The organism is Rathayibacter sp. AY1F9 (assembly GCF_002932155.1).
Taxonomy (GTDB): domain Bacteria; phylum Actinomycetota; class Actinomycetes; order Actinomycetales; family Microbacteriaceae; genus Rathayibacter.
Map to the genome: position 1 here is coordinate 94,075 of NZ_PSVA01000006.1, position 17,289 is coordinate 111,363.

Consider the following 17,289-nt stretch of genomic DNA (forward strand, 5'->3'; position numbering starts at 1 on the left):
TCAGCCCAGGGGGACGCGGACCATGCCCTCCTGGGCGACGCTCGCCACGAGCACGCCCTCCTGCGTGTAGATGCGCCCGAGCGAGAGCCCGCGTCCGCCGGACGCGCTCGGCGCCTCCTGCACGTAGAGGAGCCACTGGTCCACGCGCGCGGGGCGGTGCCACCACATCGCGTGGTCGAGGCTCGCTATCCGCAGGCCCGGCGTCGTCCACGCCGCACCGTGGCGGCGGAGCGTGGATTCGAGGATCGTGTAGTCGCTCGCGTAGGCGAGGGCGGCGCGGTGCAGCATCGGATCGTCCGGCAGCGGTCCGAGCGAGCGCATCCACACGCTCTGGTGCGCGACCCGCTCGGGGTCGGCCCGGAGGTACACCGGCTGCTCGACGTGCCGCACGTCGAAGGGGCGCTGCGTGGCCCAGAAGCTGCCGACCGGGTGGTCGACCCCCGCGAGGATCTCAGCGGTGCTCGGCAGCGACTCCGGGTCGGGGATCCCCTCCGGCATCGGCGCCTGGTGGTCGAGGCCCTCGTCCTCGGTCTGGAACGAGGCGATCATCGAGAGGATGGGGCGTCCGTTCTGGTAGGCCTGCGTCCGACGGGTGCAGAAGGAGCGCCCGTCGTGGATCCGGTCGACCGAGAACGTGATCGGCAGGGAGACGTCTCCGGGGCGGAGGAAGTACCCGTGCATCGAGTGCACGGAGCGCCCCTCGACGGTGCGACCGGCCGCGATGAGCGACTGCGCGAGGACCTGGCCGCCGAAGACCCGCCCCTCGGGCATCCACTGCGAGGGACCCGTCGAGATGTCCTCGCTGGTGCGGGCGCCGGTGTCCGTCAGGTCGAGCGCGGTGAGGAACGAGGACAGGGGATCGGGCACGGTACCTCCGGGGTGTCGGGCGGTCGGGCGAGCGGCCTCGGGTAAGTTTATCGACGCGATGAGTTCGTCCTTCTCCCTGGCGGATCCGCCCAGCCTGTCGGATCTGCGCGTCTTCCTCGGCCGTTCGGCCCGGGTCGAGGACGGTGCGGTCCGGCTCCTCGCCGACGACCACGTGCTGGCCGCCTACACGCCGATCCTCCAGCCCCGCGGTCTGCTCGACCGCTCCGCGACCGTGCTGGGCCTGCGCGTCTTCGCGCTCGACGAGCCCGCCGGCTTCGACCGGGTCGTGCCGATCCGTGCGCTGTCGGACCGCCTCGCCCGCCTGCAGTGGGAGCCGGGCGGAGCGGACGGCAAGCCGGTCGTCCTGCCCGACGGCGACGACGCGACGGCGGGGCCCTGGGCGGGCGTCTCCCCGCCCCGCGGCGGCTGGACCCGGCGCGAGCCGGTGGACCCGGGCTTCCTGGAGCGCGTCGCGCGCGAGGGGATCGACGAGATCGCGGCGGCCGTCGGCTCCGAGACGGGCGAGCAGATCGTCGGCCGCGTGCGGTCGAGCGTCTGGGGCCGCCCGCTCGACGGCCTCGAGGACGTCCCGGCGGGAGCGGCGTTCGCCCTCTTCGCGCTCGGGTTCCTCGGCGCCGACGACCCGGTCGCCCTGCTCGAGAGCGGCGCCTGGCGCCGCCTCACCTCACGGCGCGGACACGTGCTGGTCCGCACCCCGGGCTGAGCGGCTACTCCTCGAAGGTGTTCACCATCGCGTGGGCGGCGCGCTCCAGGTAGTCCCAGAGCAGTGCGTCGTCGGCCGGAGCGAGCTCGAGATCGTCGACGGCCGTCCGCATGTGCTGGAGCCAGTGGTCGCGGGCCTCGGGGTTGATCCGGAAGGGCTGGTGCCGCATCCGCAGGCGCGGGTGGCCGCGCTCCTCGCTGTAGGTGCCCGGCCCGCCCCAGTACTGCTCGAGGAAGCCGGTCAGCCGCTGGATCGCGCCCTCGAGGTCGTGCTCGGGGTACATCGGCCAGAGGACCTCGTCCTCGCGGACGCCCTCGTAGAACCGGCGGACCAGTCGCTCGAACGTCGGCCGGCCGCCGATGTGCTCCCAGAAGCTGCGCAGCGGAGGCGTGCCGCCGATCTGCAGGCCGCTCACGAGCGCGCTCCCGTCGGGCCGGAGGTGCCGCCGCCGTCCTGGGGCGGCGTCCCGCTCCCGCGCCGCAGCGCGCGGGGGAGCCGCACGGGCTTGCCGTGCTCGGTGCTGATCGTGGGGGAGGGCGTGGTCCGCGGCGGCTTGGCGCCTCCGACGCTCGTCGCCCCCTCGAAGCCCTCGAGGACGACGGTGGCCAGCGAGGGGAGCTTGACGTCGAGCGCGTCGAGCGACTTCTTCAGGCGCAGGCGCAGCTCGCGGGCGACGTCGTCCTTAGCGGTGGTGCGGGTCTTGACCACGACCCGGATGACCAGGGCGTCGTCGGCGATGGACTCCAGGCCCCAGAGCTCGGGCTTGTCGATGATCCGGGCCCGCCAGCGACTGCTCGCCGCCAGCTCGTTCGCTGTCGCGAGGACCGTGGACTGCACCTGCTCGAGGTCCGTCTCGTAGGGCACGGCCAGGTCGACGATGACGCGCGACCAGCCCTGCGACATGTTCCCGACCCGGACGATCTCGCCGTTGCGGACGAACCAGAGGGTGCCGTTGACGTCGCGGATCTGCGTCACCCGGACGCCGACCGACTCGACCACGCCCGTCGCCTGCCCGGTGTCGACGACGTCGCCGACCCCGAGCTGGTCCTCCGCGACCATGAACAGCCCGTTCAGGACGTCCTTGACGATGTTCTGCGCGCCGAAGCCGAGGCCCGCGCCGAGGGCGGCCGTCAGCAGGGCGAAGGAGCCGATGAGGTCCTTGTCGATCGTCGTCACGATCATGACCAGGGCGATGACGACGATCAGGATCGAGCTCAGGTTGTTGAGGATCGACCCGAGCGTGCGCGTGCGCTGCACCACCCGCACGGCCGCGAGCGGCGACGCGGCGACCGACTGGGTGTCCTCGACGCGCTGTCGGCGCTTCACTCCCGACACGATCTGGTCGACGACGCGGCCGATCACGAAGTGGGCGATGACGCGCACCAGCAGCGCGCCCAGCACGATCCCGAGGATCGCGACCACCTTCCAGAAGGGCTCGGACTCGAAGAAGGAGACGGTGGCGGCGACAGGGTCCGGGGTGGAGGTCTGAAGAAGCAGCATGACCGCTCCAGGCTACGGGACGCCTCCCTCCGAGACGGGTGCACGAGCCCCGAGCGCGTATAGATTCGAGGCGGGTCCGCTCGGACCCGGACACCGCCCTGGGAAGGACGCCCGATGCTCCACTCCACCCGGACTCCCGCCGAGAAGCGCCGCCTCTTCCGCGAGCGCCTCGCCTCGGGCGAGCTGCTGCAGCTGCCCGGCGCGTTCACTCCGCTCTCCGCGCGCCTCATCGAGGCGAAGGGCTTCGACGGGATCTACGTCTCGGGCGCCGTGCTCTCGGCCGAGCTGGGGCTGCCGGACATCGGGCTCACCACGCTCAGCGAGGTGGCCGGCCGCTCGCAGCAGATCGCGCGCCTGACCGACCTGCCGGTCCTCGTCGACGCGGACACCGGCTTCGGCGAGCCGCTGAACGTCGCGCGGACGGTGCAGATGCTCGAGGACGCCGGAGTCGCGGGGCTGCACATCGAGGACCAGGTGAACCCCAAGCGCTGCGGGCACCTCGACGGCAAGGCGGTCGTCGACGAGGCGACCTCGGTGCGGAGGATCGCGGCGGCCGTCGACGCGCGCCGCGACTCCGACCTGGTGATCATGGCCCGCACCGACATCCGCGCCCTCGACGGCCTGCCGGCCGCGATCGACCGCGTCAAGCGCCTCGTCGACGCCGGAGCAGACGCGGTGTTCCCCGAGGCGATGCGCGACCTGTCCGAGTTCGAGGCCGTGCGCGCCGCGATCGACGTGCCGATCCTGGCCAACATGACCGAGTTCGGCAAGAGCGAGCTGTTCACCGCGCAGCAGCTCGCCGACGTCGGCGTGAACGTCGTGATCCACCCGGTCTCGCTGCTCCGGATCGCGATGGGCGCCGCGATGCGGGCACTCGACGCCCTCAAGGCGGAGGGCTCGCTCCGCTCGGAGGTCCCGGGCATGCAGACGCGCGCCGAGCTCTACGAGCTCCTCGACTACGCCTCGTACAGCCGCTTCGACGAGGGCGTCTTCGACTTCTCGCTCGCCGACCACTACGGCGCCTGAGCGCGCCGACCCGCATGAACCGGCGGCGCTCCCCGGCGCCGCCGCCCGCCTCTCGCGAAGGAGCGAAGGATGAGCACGACCGATCAGGACATCCGCAAGGGACTCGTGGGGGTCGTCGTCGACACGACGGCCGTCTCGAAGGTCGACCCGGCGTCGAACTCGCTGCTCTACCGCGGCTACCCCGTGCAGGAGCTCGCGGCGGGGACCTCGTTCGAGGACGTGGCCTGGCTGCTCTGGCACGGCGAGCTCCCCACTGCGGAGGAGGCGGCCGGGCTGGCCGCCGTGGAGCGGGCCCACCGCGCCCTGGCCCCCGAGGTGCGCACCGTGATCGACCTGCTGCCGCTGTCGGCGCACCCGATGGACGTGGTGCGGACGGCGGTGAGCGTCCTGGGCGCGCTCGAGGAGGATCCGGACGCCGACGCTGCCGAGGCCGTGCTGGAGCGCTCCGTGCGGCTCTGGGCGGCACTGCCGGCGATCGTCGCCTACGCTCAGCGCCGCCTGCGCGGCCTCGAGCCGATCGATCCGCGCGACGACCTCGACTACTCCGAGAACTTCCTCTGGACGACCTTCGGCGAGGTGCCGGAGCCGGTCGTCGTCGACGCGTTCCGCGTCTCGCTGGTGCTCTACGCCGAGCACTCCTTCAACGCCTCGACCTTCACGGCCCGCGTCGTGACGTCGACGCTGTCGGACGTCCACTCCGCCGTGACCGCCGCCGTGGGAGCGCTCAAGGGACCGCTCCACGGCGGGGCGAACGAGGCCGTGCTGCACGTGCTCGACGAGGTCGGCACCGGGCCGGAGGCGGACCGGCGGTCCCGCGAGTGGCTCGCCGAGGCGCTCGGGCAGCGCCGGAAGGTCATGGGGTTCGGCCACCGGGTCTACAAGTCGGGCGACTCGCGGGTGCCGACCATGGACGCCGCTCTCCGGCGGCTCGCCGAGCACGAGGGGGCCGGCGAGATGATGGAGCTGTACGACGCCCTGGCCGCGGCGATGGCCGAGCGGACGGGGATCCTGCCGAACCTCGACTACCCGTCCGGCCCCGCCTACCGGCTGATGGGCTTCGACACCGGGATCTTCACTCCGCTGTTCGTCGCCGCGCGGGTGGTGGGCTGGACGGCCCACGTGATCGAGCAGCGGGGCTCGAACGCGCTCATCCGGCCGCTGTCCGCCTACGACGGGCCGGAGCGCCGCTCGGTCCCGCAGCGCTAGGCGCCGGGAGCGGGGAGAGCCGCCCGGTCCCGCAGCGCCGAGCGCCGGGGGACCGGGCGGCTCGCTGTCAGCCCCGGGTGTCGCGCTCCTGGGCGCGGAGCGCACGCTCCACGCCGGCCAGGTTCTCGATCACGAGTCGGCGCAGCGCCGGGACCTCCGGGTTCGCGTCGAGCCAGGCGCGGGTGGCGTCGACGATCTCCTGCGAGGGCGTGGCGGCCGGGTAGAAGCCGACGACCAGGTACTCGGCGATCTTGTAGCTCTTCGACTCCCAGAGGGAGCTGAGGGCGTCGAAGTAGACCGGGACCATCGCGTCGAGCAGGCGCGGGTCGGCGGCGCGCTGGAAGCCCAGGCCCGTCGAGCGGACGATCGTGTTCGGTGCCGAGTCGTCGGCCGTGACGGAGTCCCACGCCGCGCGCTTCGCCTCCGCGGTCGGCTGCGCGGCACGGGCGTGCGCGGCCGACTGCTGGCCGGTCGCCGTGTTGTCCGAGGCGAGCGCCGCGTCGATGTCGTCCGCACCGGCCCGCCCGCCGGCGACGAGAGCGATCAGCAGCTCCCAGCCGAGGTCGGTGTCGATGTCGAGGCCGTCGAGGGCGGTGGAGCCGTCGAGCAGCGCCTGCACGGCCTCGAGGTGCGCCGGGGTGGACGCGATCGCGGCGAAGAACTTCACGAACTGGAACTGCGCGTCGCTGCCCGGCTCGGCGCTCTGCGCGAGCGTCCACAGCTGATCGCCCGCCTCCTCGACGACCTCGGCCCGGTACTCCGGAGCGACGTACTGGGTGGCGGTGGCGACGAGCTGGTTGAGCACCGTCCGCAGGGTCGTGGACTCGGTCTCGGTCGCGACGTTGCCCAGGACGAGGCGGACGAAGTCGCGCGGCGCCGACTCGGCGTCGCGGGTCGAGTCCCAGACCGAGCCCCAGACCAGCGAGCGGGCCAGGGGGCTGTCGATGCTCGCGAGGTGCTCGACGGCCACGGCGAGCGAGGCGTCGTCGAGGCGGACCTTCGCGTAGGCGAGGTCGTCGTCGTTGAGCAGCACGAGCGCCGGACGGGTGCGGCCGATCAGCTCGGGCACCTCGGTGCGCTCCCCGTCGACGTCCAGCTCGAGGCGGTCGACGCGGACGAGGCGCTCGCCCTCGAAGTCGTACAGGCCGATCGCCAGGCGGTGCGGGCGGATCGTCGGGTACTCCTCGACCGCGGTCTGCAGGATCGCGAAGGACGCGATCGCTCCGCTCTCGTCGACCGCGATCTCGGGGCGGAGCGTGTTCACGCCGGCCGTCTCGAGCCACTGCGCCGACCACTCGGTGAGGTCGCGCCCGCTGGTGGCCTCCAGCTCGACCAGCAGGTCGCGCAGCTCCGTGTTCGAGAAGGCGTGCTTGACGAAGTACTCGTGGACGCCGGCGAGGAACTCCTTCTCGCCGACCCACGCGACGAGCTGCTTGAGCACCGAGGCGCCCTTGGCGTAGGTGATGCCGTCGAAGTTGACCTGGACGTCCTCGAGGTCGTTGATGGTCGCGACGATCGGGTGGGTCGAGGGCAGCTGGTCCTGGCGGTAGGCCCAGCTCTTCTCCATCGCGGCGAAGGTGGTCCACGCCTCGGTCCACTCCGTCGCCTCCGCGGTGGCGAGGGTGGAGGCGTACTCGGCGAACGACTCGTTGAGCCAGAGGTCGTTCCACCACTTCATCGTGACCAGGTCGCCGAACCACATGTGGGCGAGCTCGTGGAGGATCGTGACGACCCGGCGCTCCTTGATCGCGTCCGTCACCTTGGAGCGGAACACGTAGGCCTCGGTGAAGGTCACCGCTCCCGCGTTCTCCATCGCGCCGGCGTTGAACTCGGGGACGAACAGCTGGTCGTACTTCGCGAACGGGTACGGGACGCCGAACTTCTCCTCGTAGAAGGCGAAGCCCTGCTTCGTCTTCTCGAACACGTAGTCGGCGTCGAGGAAGGGCGCGAGCGAGGCCCGGGCGAAGACCCCCAGCGGGATGGTGCGGCCGTCGGAGGAGACGAGCGAGTCGGTCTCGACCACGTAGGGTCCGGCGACGAGGGCCGTGATGTAGGAGGAGATGCGCGGGGTGGGCTCGAAGCTCCAGGTCGCGATCCCCTCGCCCGCCGGGACCGGCTCGGGAGTGGGCTGGTTCGACACGACCTGCCACTGCGCGGGTGCGGTGACGGTGAAGCGGAACTCGGCCTTGAGGTCCGGCTGCTCGAACACCGCGAAGACGCGGCGGGAGTCGGGCACCTCGAACTGCGAGTACAGGTACACCTCGCCGTCGACGGGGTCGACGAAGCGGTGCAGGCCCTCGCCCGTGTTGGTGTAGAGCATGTCGGCGACGACGGTGAGCTCGTTGTCCGCAGCCAGGGAGTCGAGGCGGATCCGGACGCCGTCGGCGACGTCGGCGGGGTCGAGCTCCGCGCCGTTGAGGGTGACGGAGTGGACCGTGCCCGTGACGGCGTCGATGAAGCTCGAGGCGCCCTCGGTGGCGCAGAAGCGCACCGTGGTGGTGCTGAGGAAGGTCTCGGCTCCCCGGGTCAGGTCGAGGGCGATGTCGTAGTCGTGGACCTGGATCAGCGAGGCGCGCTCCTGCGCCTCGCTCCGGGTGAGGTTGTCTCCTGGCACGGGGGTGCTCCATCCGTTCGTCTCGGGCGCTGCCGCGGGCGCCGGGGTGCGGGCGCCGCCGATCCACCCTAGAGCTGCCGGGACCCGCCGTGGAGCCCCGTGGCGCCGATCCTGCGGAGCCGCCGGGGAGCGCGGACGCGGCCCCGGCGAGCGGCGTAGCGTGTCCCCATGACCTCTGTGGACTTCTGGTTCGACCCCTCCTGCCCGTGGGCCTGGATGACCTCGCGATTCGTGGACGAGGTGACCCCCGCGCGCGACCTCGACGTGCAGTGGCACATCATGAGCCTCGCCGTCCTCAACGAGGACAAGGACGTGGACGACTCGTACCGCGCCTTCCTCCCGCGCGCGCTGCGCTACACGCGCCTGGTCGCCGCCGTCGCCGAGCGCGAGGGCCGCGAGCACGTCAAGCCGCTCTACGACGCGCTCGGCACCCGGATCCACCCGGGCGGGCGCACCGACGTCGACGCGGTGATCGCCGAGTCGCTCGCCGAGCTCGGCCTGCCCGCGGAGCTCGCCGCCCACGCCGACTCGGACGAGCACGACGAGCCGATGCGCGCCTCCCACTTCGACGGGATCGAGCGGGTCGGCCAGGACGTCGGCACCCCGGTCATCGCGATCGGCGACGTCGCCTTCTTCGGCCCCGTCATCTCGCCGATCCCGAGGGGCGAGCAGGCGCTGACCCTCTGGGACGGCATCGTCGCCGCCGCCTCCTTCGACGGCTTCTTCGAGCTCAAGCGCTCGCGGACCCGCGACCCGCAGTTCGACTGAGCCGACCCGCGGTACTCTGGCTCCCGGCCCGGGCACCGCGGGTCCCAGACGGCTCTTCCGGAGGAGTTCTCTCGTGCGCATCCACATCGCCACGGACCACGCAGGGCTGGACTTCAGCCGTCACCTGATCGAGCACCTCGGCGCCGCCGGTCACGACGTGATCGACCACGGCCCCACGTCCTACGACCCGCTGGACGACTACCCGTCCTTCTGCATCAACGCCGCCGCCGCGGTCGTCCGCGATCAGGAGGCGGGGGTCGAGGCTCTCGGCGTCGTCTTCGGCGGCTCGGGCAACGGCGAGCAGATCGCGGCGAACAAGGTCGCGGGCGTGCGCGCGGCGCTCGTGTGGAACCTGAGCACCGCCGTGCTGGCCCGCCAGCACAACGACGCGAACGTCATCTCGATCGGGGCCCGCCAGCACTCCGTCGAGGAGGCCACCGGCTTCATCGACGCGTTCGTCGCCGAGCCCTTCACCTTCGAGGAGCGGCACGTGCGCCGCATCGCGCAGCTCGCCGAGTACGAGGCCACCGGCGACATCGCCGGCCGGGTCGTCGACTCCGCCGCGAAGGAGCGCTGAGTGCCCGAGGGGCACTCCGTCCACCGGATCGCCCTGCAGTTCGAGCGCGACGTCGTCGGGCACCGCGTCGCGACCAGCAGCCCCCAGGGTCGCTTCACCGAAGGAGCCGCGCTCCTCGACGGGCGCGAGGTCCTCGAGTCCACGGCCGTCGGCAAGCACCTGCTGCTGCGCTTCGAGGGCGACCTGACGCTGCACGTCCACCTCGGCCTCTACGGTGCGTGGGACTTCCTCGGGCACGTCTCGCCGCTGTTCCCGGACGGCAAGGCCGGCAGCAGCATCGGCGCTCCCCGGCGCCGCCGCGCCGTGCGCCTCTCCGAGACGGAGCACGAGACCGACTCCGACCTCGACGAGTTCCCGCCGCCGCCCGTGGGCGCGGTGCGCGTGCGCATCATGACGGAGGAGACGGTCGCCGACCTGCGCGGCCCCACCGCCTGCGAGGTGATGGACCCCGCCCAGGTGGAGGCCCTCCTCGCCCGCCTCGGTCCGGATCCGGCCGACGACGACTCCGACGAGGCGCGCGACCGCTTCGTGAACCGGCTCCGCAGGACGGCGACGCCGGTCGGGCTCGTGCTGATGGACCAGTCCGTGGTCAGCGGCATCGGCAACATCTACCGCGCGGAGATGCTCTACCGCGCCGGCCTCGACCCGCACACTCCCGGCAAGCAGGTGCCGCTGGAGCTCGCACAGGAGCTGTGGCGGGACTGGGCGGACCTGCTCGAGGACGGCATCCGGACCGGGATGATGATCACGCGCCGCGGCCTGACGAAGACCGAGCGCTCGAAAGCCGTCCGCAGCCGCGCCGAGCGCAACTACGTCTACAAGCGCGAGGGTCTGCCCTGCCGCGTCTGCGGCACGAACGTGCTGCTCGAGGAGATCGGCGCGCGCAAGCTCTACTGGTGCCCGGTGTGCCAGTCGTGAGCGCCGGTGCGTCGGCCCGGTCGCGCACCCGCCGAGCCGTCCGCCCCGCGCTCCGCGAGGCCGCCCGATGACCGGCGGTGTCCTTCTTCGGGGCGCCCGCCTCCTCGGCTCGTCCCGACCCGGTGCCGTGCTCCTGCGCGACGGCCGCGTGGAATCTGTCGGACCGGACGCCGCCGCCGCCCCGGGCGACGAGGTGCGCGACCTCGATGGGCGCTGGGTGCTCCCCGGCCTCTGGGACGAGCACGTCCACTTCTCCCAGTGGGCGATGACGGCCCCGCGCCTGAACGTCTCGTCGGCGGACTCGGCCCGCGGAACGGCGGACGCGGTCCGACGTCGCCTGGCGGAGGAGCCCGGCACCGGCACGCTGATCGGCTTCGGCTTCCGCGACGGTCTCTGGTCGGAGCCGCCGACGACCGCGCTCCTGGACGAGGTCTCTCCGGAGCGGCCCGTCGTGCTGATCAGCGGCGACCTGCACTGCGCCTGGCTGAACTCCGCCGCGTACCGGCGCTACGCCGTCGCTCCCGAGCCCGAGCTGTTGCGCGAGGACGCCTGCTTCGAGCTCGTCACCGCACTCGGAGCCCTCGGCGACGACGAGCTCGACGCGCTCGCCGACGCGGCGGCCCGGCGGGCTGCGGCCCGCGGGGTGGTCGGCGTCGTCGACCTCGAGATGCGCTGGAACGCGGGGGACTGGCCCCGTCGCGTCGACGGCGGAACCCGCTCCCTCCGCGTCGACACCGGCGTCTACCGCGACCACCTCGACCGCGCCCTCGCGGAGGGACTGCGCACGGGCGACGAGCTCGACGGCGGTGACGGCCTGCTGCGGATGGGCCCGCTGAAGGTCCTGATCGACGGCTCCCTCAACACGAGGACCGCCTACTGCGCCCACCCCTACGCCGACCACGACGGCTACGGCGTCCTCACCGTGGAGCCCGCCGAGCTGGACGAGCTGCTCGCCCGCGCGGCCGCCGGGGGCATCCGCTCCACCGTGCACGCGATCGGAGACGCCGCGGCGACGCTGGCTCTGGACGCGCTCGGCCGGGTCGGCGGGGGCCGGATCGAGCACGCTCAGCTGCTCGCGGAGACCGACCTTCCGCGGTTCGCCGCGCTCGGCGTGGAGGCCGGAGTGCAGCCCGCGCACGCGCTCGACGACCGCGAGGTGGCGGAGCGGTACTGGCCGGGACGCACCGGCCGGGCGTTCCCGCTGCGCTCGCTGCTCGACTCCGGGGCCCGCGTGGTGCTCGGCTCGGACGCTCCGGTCGCTCCGCTCGACCCGTGGGTCGCGATCTCGGCCGCGGTCGCGCGGGCGCTGCCCGGCGACGGGCCCTGGCATCCGGAGCAGCGGGTGAGCGTCGAGGAGGCGATCGTCGCCTCGACCCGGGTGCGCCGGCTCAGGCCCGCGGCCGGCGATCCCGCCGATCTCGTGGTGGTCGACCGCGATCCGCTCGCCGCCGACGCGGGAGCCCTCCGATCCATGCCGGTCGCCGCGACCCTCCTGGCGGGCCGCTTCACGCACGGCGGCTGACCCGCGCCCGTCGCGACACCGGCTGCTCCGGATCGCGCGAACGGGCCCGGGAACGACGACGGCCCGCGGAATCCGAAGATCCGCGGGCCGGTCGAGGCGTGGTGCTCAGCTCTCGCTGACGTGGGCGAAGAGGAACCAGCGGTCCTTCTCGAGGCCGCGGCCGATCTCGATCGCGACGTCCTGGCTGCTCGCGTCGATCTCGGCGAGCTCGGCGATCGCCGTGTTGACGGTCGCGATGGCGACGTCCATCTGGCGGATGATCTCGACGATCGCGTTCTCGGAGCGCTGGAAGCCGGGGGTGAGGGGTTCGGACTGCGTCGCCGAGGCGACGGTCTGGATGCGGGCGTCGACCGGGAGGCCGAGGGCGACGACGCGCTCCGCGGCGAGGTCGGCCCACTCGATGGCGCGGCCGACGATCGCGTCGAGCAGCTCGTGGACGCCGATGAAGTTGGCGCCGCGGACGTGCCAGTGCGCCTGCTTGCCGTTGACGGCGAGCGCGGTCATCTCGACGACGACGGGGCTGAGGAACTGAGCGACTCCGGATGCGACATCCGGGTTCGACGAGGTGAGCGACGTGACGGACGTGGTGGACATCGTCTGGTCCTTTCGAGAGGGGGTGACTGATCGTCAACAGTACGCAGATCCCTCGGCGCCGCAAGGAAGCGCAGGCTCGGCTCAGTCCGGTGAAGGACAGGCTCACCTCTGTCGCGGAGGGGCGTCACGGGGGCTTCCCCCCGGGTGCCCGGAGCCGTGCCGCCGGTACGCTCGACCGGGTCGCGGCGGCGGCGGGAGCGGACAGGAGGCGCGGATGAGCGGAGCATCGACGGCCCTCGGCGAGGCCTCGCGCGCCTACCTCCGGCTCTGGCGCGGACTGCCCCGGGAGGTGGTCGCGCTGGTGGCCGCGATCCCGGTCGCGCTCCTCGGCGCCTTCTGCGCCGGCGTCGCGCTGGCCGTCGCGCTCGGGCTCGTCGGAGTCCTGATCGGCCTGGTGTTCCTGCCCGCCGCCCTCTACACGGCGCGCTTCTTCTCGCGGGCCGCCGTCGGCCTCGACGTGCTGGCCGGACGGCCCGCCGTCCCCCGGCCGCAGTGGCGGCGACCGCCCTCCGCCGTCACTCCCTCGACCTTCGCCCTCTACGGTCCGGTGATCGACGGGCACTACTGGCTCGCTCTCCTGCACACGCTCGTCGTGGCTCCGGTGCTCGCGCTGCTGTCCGGACTGCTCCTCGCGCTGTGGACCTGGGCGGGCCCGGGCACGGTGGCCGCCGCGCTCACGGGGGCCCCCGGTCCGGCCCGCCTGCTGGCCGAGAGCGGAGCAGCTCTGCTGGGCGCCCCGCAGCCTCCGGCGGGACTGGTCGCCGCGGCGACGGTCGCCACGACCGTCCTCTTCGTCTCGACCCTGCCGTTCGCCACCCGCGGCCTCTCCCTCCTGCACTGGCTGGTCGACCGTCGCCTGCTCGGCCCGTGGGAGTCGGAGGCGCTCCAGCGCGAGGTCGCCGAGCTGAGCGCCTCCCGCGGCGCAGCCGTCGCCGCCGAGGACCGCGCGCTGCGCCGGCTCGAGCGCGACATCCACGACGGCCCGCAGCAGCGCCTGATCCGGGTCCAGATGGACCTGGCCTCGGCCCGCAACCGACTCGCCGCCGACCCGGAGTCCGCCGCCCGCCTGGTCGACGAGGCTCGCGAGCACGTGCGCGCCGCGCTCGACGAGCTGCGCGCCCTCTCCCGCGGAGTGGCGCCGCCGATCCTGCAGGACCGGGGCTTCGAGGCGGCGGTGCACTCGCTCGCCGAGCTCAGCCCCGTGCCGGTCGAGGTCCTCACCGAGCACCCCGTGGCGGACGTCCCGCCCGAGGTCGAGCGCAGCGTCTACTTCGTCGTCGCCGAGCTGCTCGCCAACGTCTCCAAGCACTCCGGTGCCCGATCGGTGCGGGTGCATCTCGACACCCGCGACTCCGGCACTCCGGGGGAGCGCTGGCTCGACGCCTGGGTGGTCGACGACGGAGTCGGCGGGGCGTCGCCGGTCGCCGGTCACGGTCTCGAGGGGGTGGGCGGGCGCGTCCGGGGCCTGCGCGGGATCCTGAGCGTGGAGTCGCCGGTCGGCGGGCCGACCACGGTCGGGGTGCACGTCCCCTACCGCCCGGCCGCCCTATCCTGAGGGCGTGCCCGTGATCCGCGTCGCCATCGCCGAGGACTCGGTCCTCCTGCGCGAGGGCCTGGTCCGCCTCTTCGAGGACGCGGGGTTCGCCTCCGTCGGCGCCTTCGGGGACGCGGACGCCCTGCTCGCCGATCTGGCGCGGGACCCGGCCGGCGTCGACGTCGCCGTGCTCGACGTCCGGATGCCGCCGACCTTCCGCGACGAGGGCGTCCGCGGGGCGCTGGAGATCCGCCGGCGCTACCCGCAGGTGTCGGTCCTGCTGCTCAGCCAGTACGTCGAGGTCACCTACGCGCAGGAGCTGCTCGGCTCCGGCGACGGCGGACTCGGCTACCTCCTGAAGGACCGGGTCGCCTCCGTGGAGGAGCTGCGCGACGCCGTCGAGCGCGTCGCAGCGGGCGGAACAGTCCTCGACCCGCAGGTCGTCGCCTCGCTCCTGCAGCGCAACCGCGACCCGCTCGCCTCGCTGACCCCGCGGGAGCGGGAGGTGCTGGAGCAGATGGCCCAGGGGCGCACGAACGCGGGCATCGCCTCCGCTCTCTTCGTCGGCGTGGGCGCCGTGGAGAAGAACGTGACCGCGATCTTCCAGAAGCTCGGGCTCGAGGACTCGGGCTCCGACCACCGGCGGGTGCTGGCGGTCCTCGCCTTCCTGCGCGCCGGGCGCTGACCACCGGAGAAGAGGAGAACCCGATGCCGTCGAGTCCTGCGGAGGGCGCCCGCGTCCTCGCCCTGACCGGGGGACGCGCCCCGGAGATCGCCGACACCGCGTGGGTCGCTCCGGGCGCCACCGTGATCGGCTCCGTGCGCCTGGGGGAGCGGGCGAGCGTCTGGTACGGCGCCGTCCTGCGCGCCGAGCACGCGCGGATCGAGCTCGGCGCCGGCAGCAACCTCCAGGACGGCGTCGTCGTCCACGTCGACGCCGACTACGGCGCGGTCATCGGCGCCGGAGTCTCGGTCGGGCACAACGCGGTGCTGCACGGCTGCACCCTCGAGGACGACGTGCTGGTCGGCATGAGCGCGACCGTCCTGAACGGGGCCGTCATCGGCACCGGCTCGCTGATCGCCGCGGGCGCCGTCGTCCTCGAGGGGACGGTCGTCCCGCCGGGCTCGCTCGTGGCGGGCGTCCCCGGGAGGGTCCGGCGGGAGCTGACGGAGGAGGAGCGCGAGGGCATCCGCCGGAACGCCGCCTCGTACCTCGCCCTGACGGAGGAGCACCGCGGCGCGGTCGGCTGAGCACGCCCGGAACGACGAAGAGCCCCGGACATCCGGGGCTCTTCGAGAGGAGAGGGGCTGACGAGAATCGAACTCGCATCATCTGTTTGGAAGACAGAGGCTTTACCACTAAGCTACAGCCCCGAATCGCTGGTCTGACGACCGCGAACCGGTGCGACCGGGTCTCTCGACCGGGCACCAGGACAGCGTAGTACATCGCGCGAGCACCGTGGACACCCCGGTCGTCCTCCGCCGCGCGGTTCCGGTCGCCGCTGCCGCGGTGCAGTACACTTGCGAAGGCCATTTCGGCGTGTCGCGCAAGCGCACGTGCGGGGACGGCTCGACGAGAGTCTCACGCACGGTGCCCAGGCCCGCGCATCCGGGGCGTAGCTCAGCTTGGCTAGAGCGCCCGCTTTGGGAGCGGGAGGTCGCAGGTTCGAATCCTGTCGCCCCGACCACGAGTACTCATCGTGACGACATCGACCCGTGACGACCGTCATCCGGCGCCGACACCAACCAGCACAGGAGATCCCCTCACGTGAAGACCACGGTAGAACAGCTGAGCCCGACCCGCGTGAAGCTCGCGATTTCGGTCACCCCGGACGAGCTCGGCCCCAGCATCACGCACGCCTACGGCCACATCGCCGAGCAGATCAACGTCCCCGGCTTCCGCAAGGGCAAGGTCCCGCCCGCCATCGTCGACCAGCGCGTCGGCAAGGCCGCGGTGCTCGAGCACGCGGTCAACGAGGGCCTCGACGGCTTCTACCGCGAGGCCGTCCGCGAGACCGAGGTCCGCCCCCTGGGCCGCCCGCAGGCCGACATCGTCGCCTGGCCGAGCGACAAGGACTTCACCGGCGACCTCGAGCTCGCCATCGAGGTCGACGTGCGCCCCGAGATCACCGTCCCGGACTACGAAGGCATCGAGCTCACCGTCGAGGCGGCCGAGGTCACCGACGCCGACGTCGACGCCGAGCTGGACAAGCTCCGCAGCCGCTTCGGCACCCTGGTCACCGTGGACCGCCCGGCGAAGACCGGCGACTTCGCGCAGATCGACCTGGTCGCCTCCATCGACGGCGTCGAGGTCGACACCGCCAACGCCGTCTCGTACGAGCTCGGCTCGGGCGAGCTGATCGAGGGCATCGACGAGGCGCTCGACTCGCTCACCGCGGGCGAGAGCACCACGTTCACCGCTCCGCTGCTCGGCGGCGACCACGCCGGCGAGCAGGCTGAGATCGCCGTCGCGCTCACCGCCGTCAAGGAGCGCGAGCTCCCCGAGGCCGACGACGACTTCGCGCAGATCGCCAGCGAGTTCGACACCATCGCCGAGCTGCGCGAGTCGCTCAAGGAGCAGGCCGCTCAGCAGAAGACCTTCGGCCAGGGCGGCGAGGCCCGCGAGAAGCTCGTCGAGGCGCTGCTCGCCCTCGTCGAGGTCCCCGTGCCCGCCGGTCTCGTCGAGGACGAGGTGCACCGCCACCTCGAGGGCGAGAACCGCCTCGAGGACGACGAGCACCGCGCCGAGGTCAAGGAGGCCAGCGAGAAGACCTTCAAGACGCAGATCCTCCTCGACCACGTCGTCGAGCAGGAGAAGGTCCAGGTCAGCCAGGACGAGCTCACGCAGTACCTCATCCAGGGTGCGGCGCAGTACGGCATGGAGCCGAACGAGTTCATCAAGATCCTGTCCGAGAACAACCAGATCGGCCAGATGGTCGGCGAGGTCGCCCGCAACAAGGCGCTCGCGATCGTCCTCGGCAAGGCGAAGGTCACCGACACCGAGGGCAACGCCGTCGACCTGACCGCGTTCACCGCGGTCCCCGGTGACGACGAGGCCGTCGAGGCCTCCGACGAGGCCGTCGCCTCGGACGAGACCGAGGTCGCGGAGGAGGCTCAGGCCGACGCCGACGCCGAGGTCCCCGCCGAGCCCGTCGCCGAGGAGCCCGCCGCCGAGGAGGAGCCCGCCCCGGCCCCCAAGAAGAAGCGCGCGCCGGCCAAGAAGAAGGCCGCCGCTCCCGCCGAGGAGACCCCGGCCGCGGAGTAGTCGCCGCGAGCACGTCAGGAGCCGCCCCCCGATCCGTCGGAGGGCGGCTCCTCTCGTTGGGGGGGGGCTCCGGTCCGCCCCGGGCGAACACGGGCGACTCCCGCTCCGCCCCGGGCGAACACGGCCGGATCGGCCTGGCGGCGTCCGATAGATTCGCCTCCGAAGCGACAACTG

16 protein-coding genes and 2 tRNA genes are annotated in these 17,289 nt (G+C 72.8%); 12 read left to right on the forward strand and 6 right to left on the reverse strand.

Annotated elements, in window-relative coordinates:
• Positions 1-867 carry an acyl-CoA thioesterase II gene (locus C5C37_RS06135; RefSeq protein WP_244230637.1) on the reverse strand — a complete coding sequence of 289 codons (867 nt, stop codon included), beginning with the start codon at positions 865-867 and terminating at the stop codon, positions 1-3.
• 58 nt (positions 868-925) lie between these two features.
• On the opposite strand from C5C37_RS06135, the gene C5C37_RS06140 reads away from it, so the two are divergent.
• On the forward strand, positions 926-1,591 hold the full coding sequence (locus C5C37_RS06140) for a hypothetical protein (RefSeq protein ID WP_104247302.1): 666 nt from the start codon (positions 926-928) through the stop codon (positions 1,589-1,591).
• Between the two features lie 4 nt (positions 1,592-1,595).
• Here C5C37_RS06140 and C5C37_RS06145 read toward each other — a convergent pair whose 3' ends face one another.
• Both C5C37_RS06145 and C5C37_RS06150 read right to left on the reverse strand, forming a co-directional pair.
• A complete protein-coding gene (locus C5C37_RS06145; RefSeq protein ID WP_279630823.1) occupies positions 1,596-2,006 on the reverse strand; it encodes a globin in 411 nt (136 codons plus the stop codon).
• Positions 2,003-3,091, reverse strand: coding sequence for a mechanosensitive ion channel family protein (locus C5C37_RS06150; RefSeq protein ID WP_104338649.1), 1,089 nt, complete (start codon positions 3,089-3,091; stop codon positions 2,003-2,005). Before C5C37_RS06150 ends, C5C37_RS06145 begins: the two co-directional genes overlap by 4 nt.
• A gap of 114 nt (positions 3,092-3,205) precedes the next feature.
• Here C5C37_RS06150 and prpB point away from each other — a divergent pair, with 114 nt between their 5' ends.
• Positions 3,206-4,117: a methylisocitrate lyase gene (gene prpB, locus C5C37_RS06155; protein WP_104262814.1), complete on the forward strand. Its 912-nt coding sequence runs from the start codon at positions 3,206-3,208 to the stop codon at positions 4,115-4,117.
• A 69-nt stretch (positions 4,118-4,186) separates the two neighbouring features.
• Positions 4,187-5,323, forward strand: a complete 1,137-nt coding sequence (locus tag C5C37_RS06160) for a bifunctional 2-methylcitrate synthase/citrate synthase (RefSeq protein WP_104226735.1) — start codon at positions 4,187-4,189, stop codon at positions 5,321-5,323.
• 67 nt (positions 5,324-5,390) lie between these two features.
• Here the strand turns inward: C5C37_RS06160 and pepN are convergent, their stop codons facing one another.
• Positions 5,391-7,937: an aminopeptidase N gene (gene pepN, locus C5C37_RS06165; protein ID WP_104338650.1), complete on the reverse strand. Its 2,547-nt coding sequence runs from the start codon at positions 7,935-7,937 to the stop codon at positions 5,391-5,393.
• Positions 7,938-8,105: 168 nt separating this feature from the next.
• Between pepN and C5C37_RS06170 the strand changes: the two genes are divergently transcribed.
• From C5C37_RS06170 to C5C37_RS06185, 4 genes are all read left to right on the forward strand, one after another.
• Entirely contained in the window at positions 8,106-8,705 is a 600-nt protein-coding gene (locus C5C37_RS06170; RefSeq protein ID WP_104232533.1) for a DsbA family protein, read from the forward strand.
• Between the two features lie 73 nt (positions 8,706-8,778).
• Complete coding sequence (locus C5C37_RS06175; RefSeq protein ID WP_104223700.1) at positions 8,779-9,282, forward strand: ribose-5-phosphate isomerase; 504 nt, start codon at positions 8,779-8,781, stop codon at positions 9,280-9,282.
• Complete coding sequence (locus C5C37_RS06180; protein ID WP_104338651.1) at positions 9,283-10,200, forward strand: Fpg/Nei family DNA glycosylase; 918 nt, start codon at positions 9,283-9,285, stop codon at positions 10,198-10,200.
• Between the two features lie 67 nt (positions 10,201-10,267).
• Positions 10,268-11,722, forward strand: coding sequence for an amidohydrolase (locus C5C37_RS06185; RefSeq protein ID WP_104338652.1), 1,455 nt, complete (start codon positions 10,268-10,270; stop codon positions 11,720-11,722).
• Positions 11,723-11,827: 105 nt separating this feature from the next.
• Here the strand turns inward: C5C37_RS06185 and C5C37_RS06190 are convergent, their stop codons facing one another.
• Positions 11,828-12,316, reverse strand: a complete 489-nt coding sequence (locus tag C5C37_RS06190; protein WP_104226731.1) for a Dps family protein — start codon at positions 12,314-12,316, stop codon at positions 11,828-11,830.
• Between the two features lie 214 nt (positions 12,317-12,530).
• On the opposite strand from C5C37_RS06190, the gene C5C37_RS06195 reads away from it, so the two are divergent.
• Genes C5C37_RS06195 through C5C37_RS06205 form a run of 3 tightly spaced genes read left to right on the forward strand, consistent with a single transcriptional unit; the run spans position 12,531 to position 15,101 of the window.
• Positions 12,531-13,871 carry a histidine kinase gene (locus C5C37_RS06195; protein ID WP_181127381.1) on the forward strand — a complete coding sequence of 447 codons (1,341 nt, stop codon included), beginning with the start codon at positions 12,531-12,533 and terminating at the stop codon, positions 13,869-13,871.
• 4 nt (positions 13,872-13,875) lie between these two features.
• A complete protein-coding gene (locus tag C5C37_RS06200; RefSeq protein WP_104223696.1) occupies positions 13,876-14,535 on the forward strand; it encodes a response regulator transcription factor in 660 nt (219 codons plus the stop codon).
• 23 nt (positions 14,536-14,558) lie between these two features.
• The gene (locus C5C37_RS06205) at positions 14,559-15,101 is read left to right on the forward strand and encodes a gamma carbonic anhydrase family protein (RefSeq protein WP_104338653.1); all 543 of its coding nucleotides are present in this window, start codon (positions 14,559-14,561) and stop codon (positions 15,099-15,101) included.
• Positions 15,102-15,153: 52 nt separating this feature from the next.
• Here the strand turns inward: C5C37_RS06205 and C5C37_RS06210 are convergent.
• Positions 15,154-15,224, reverse strand: a tRNA-Gly gene (locus C5C37_RS06210).
• A 236-nt stretch (positions 15,225-15,460) separates the two neighbouring features.
• Here C5C37_RS06210 and C5C37_RS06215 point away from each other — a divergent pair.
• Positions 15,461-15,538: transfer RNA gene (locus C5C37_RS06215), tRNA-Pro, on the forward strand.
• Positions 15,539-15,618: 80 nt separating this feature from the next.
• Complete coding sequence (tig, locus tag C5C37_RS06220) at positions 15,619-17,115, forward strand: trigger factor (RefSeq protein ID WP_104338654.1); 1,497 nt, start codon at positions 15,619-15,621, stop codon at positions 17,113-17,115.
• Positions 17,116-17,289 lie beyond the last annotated feature (174 nt).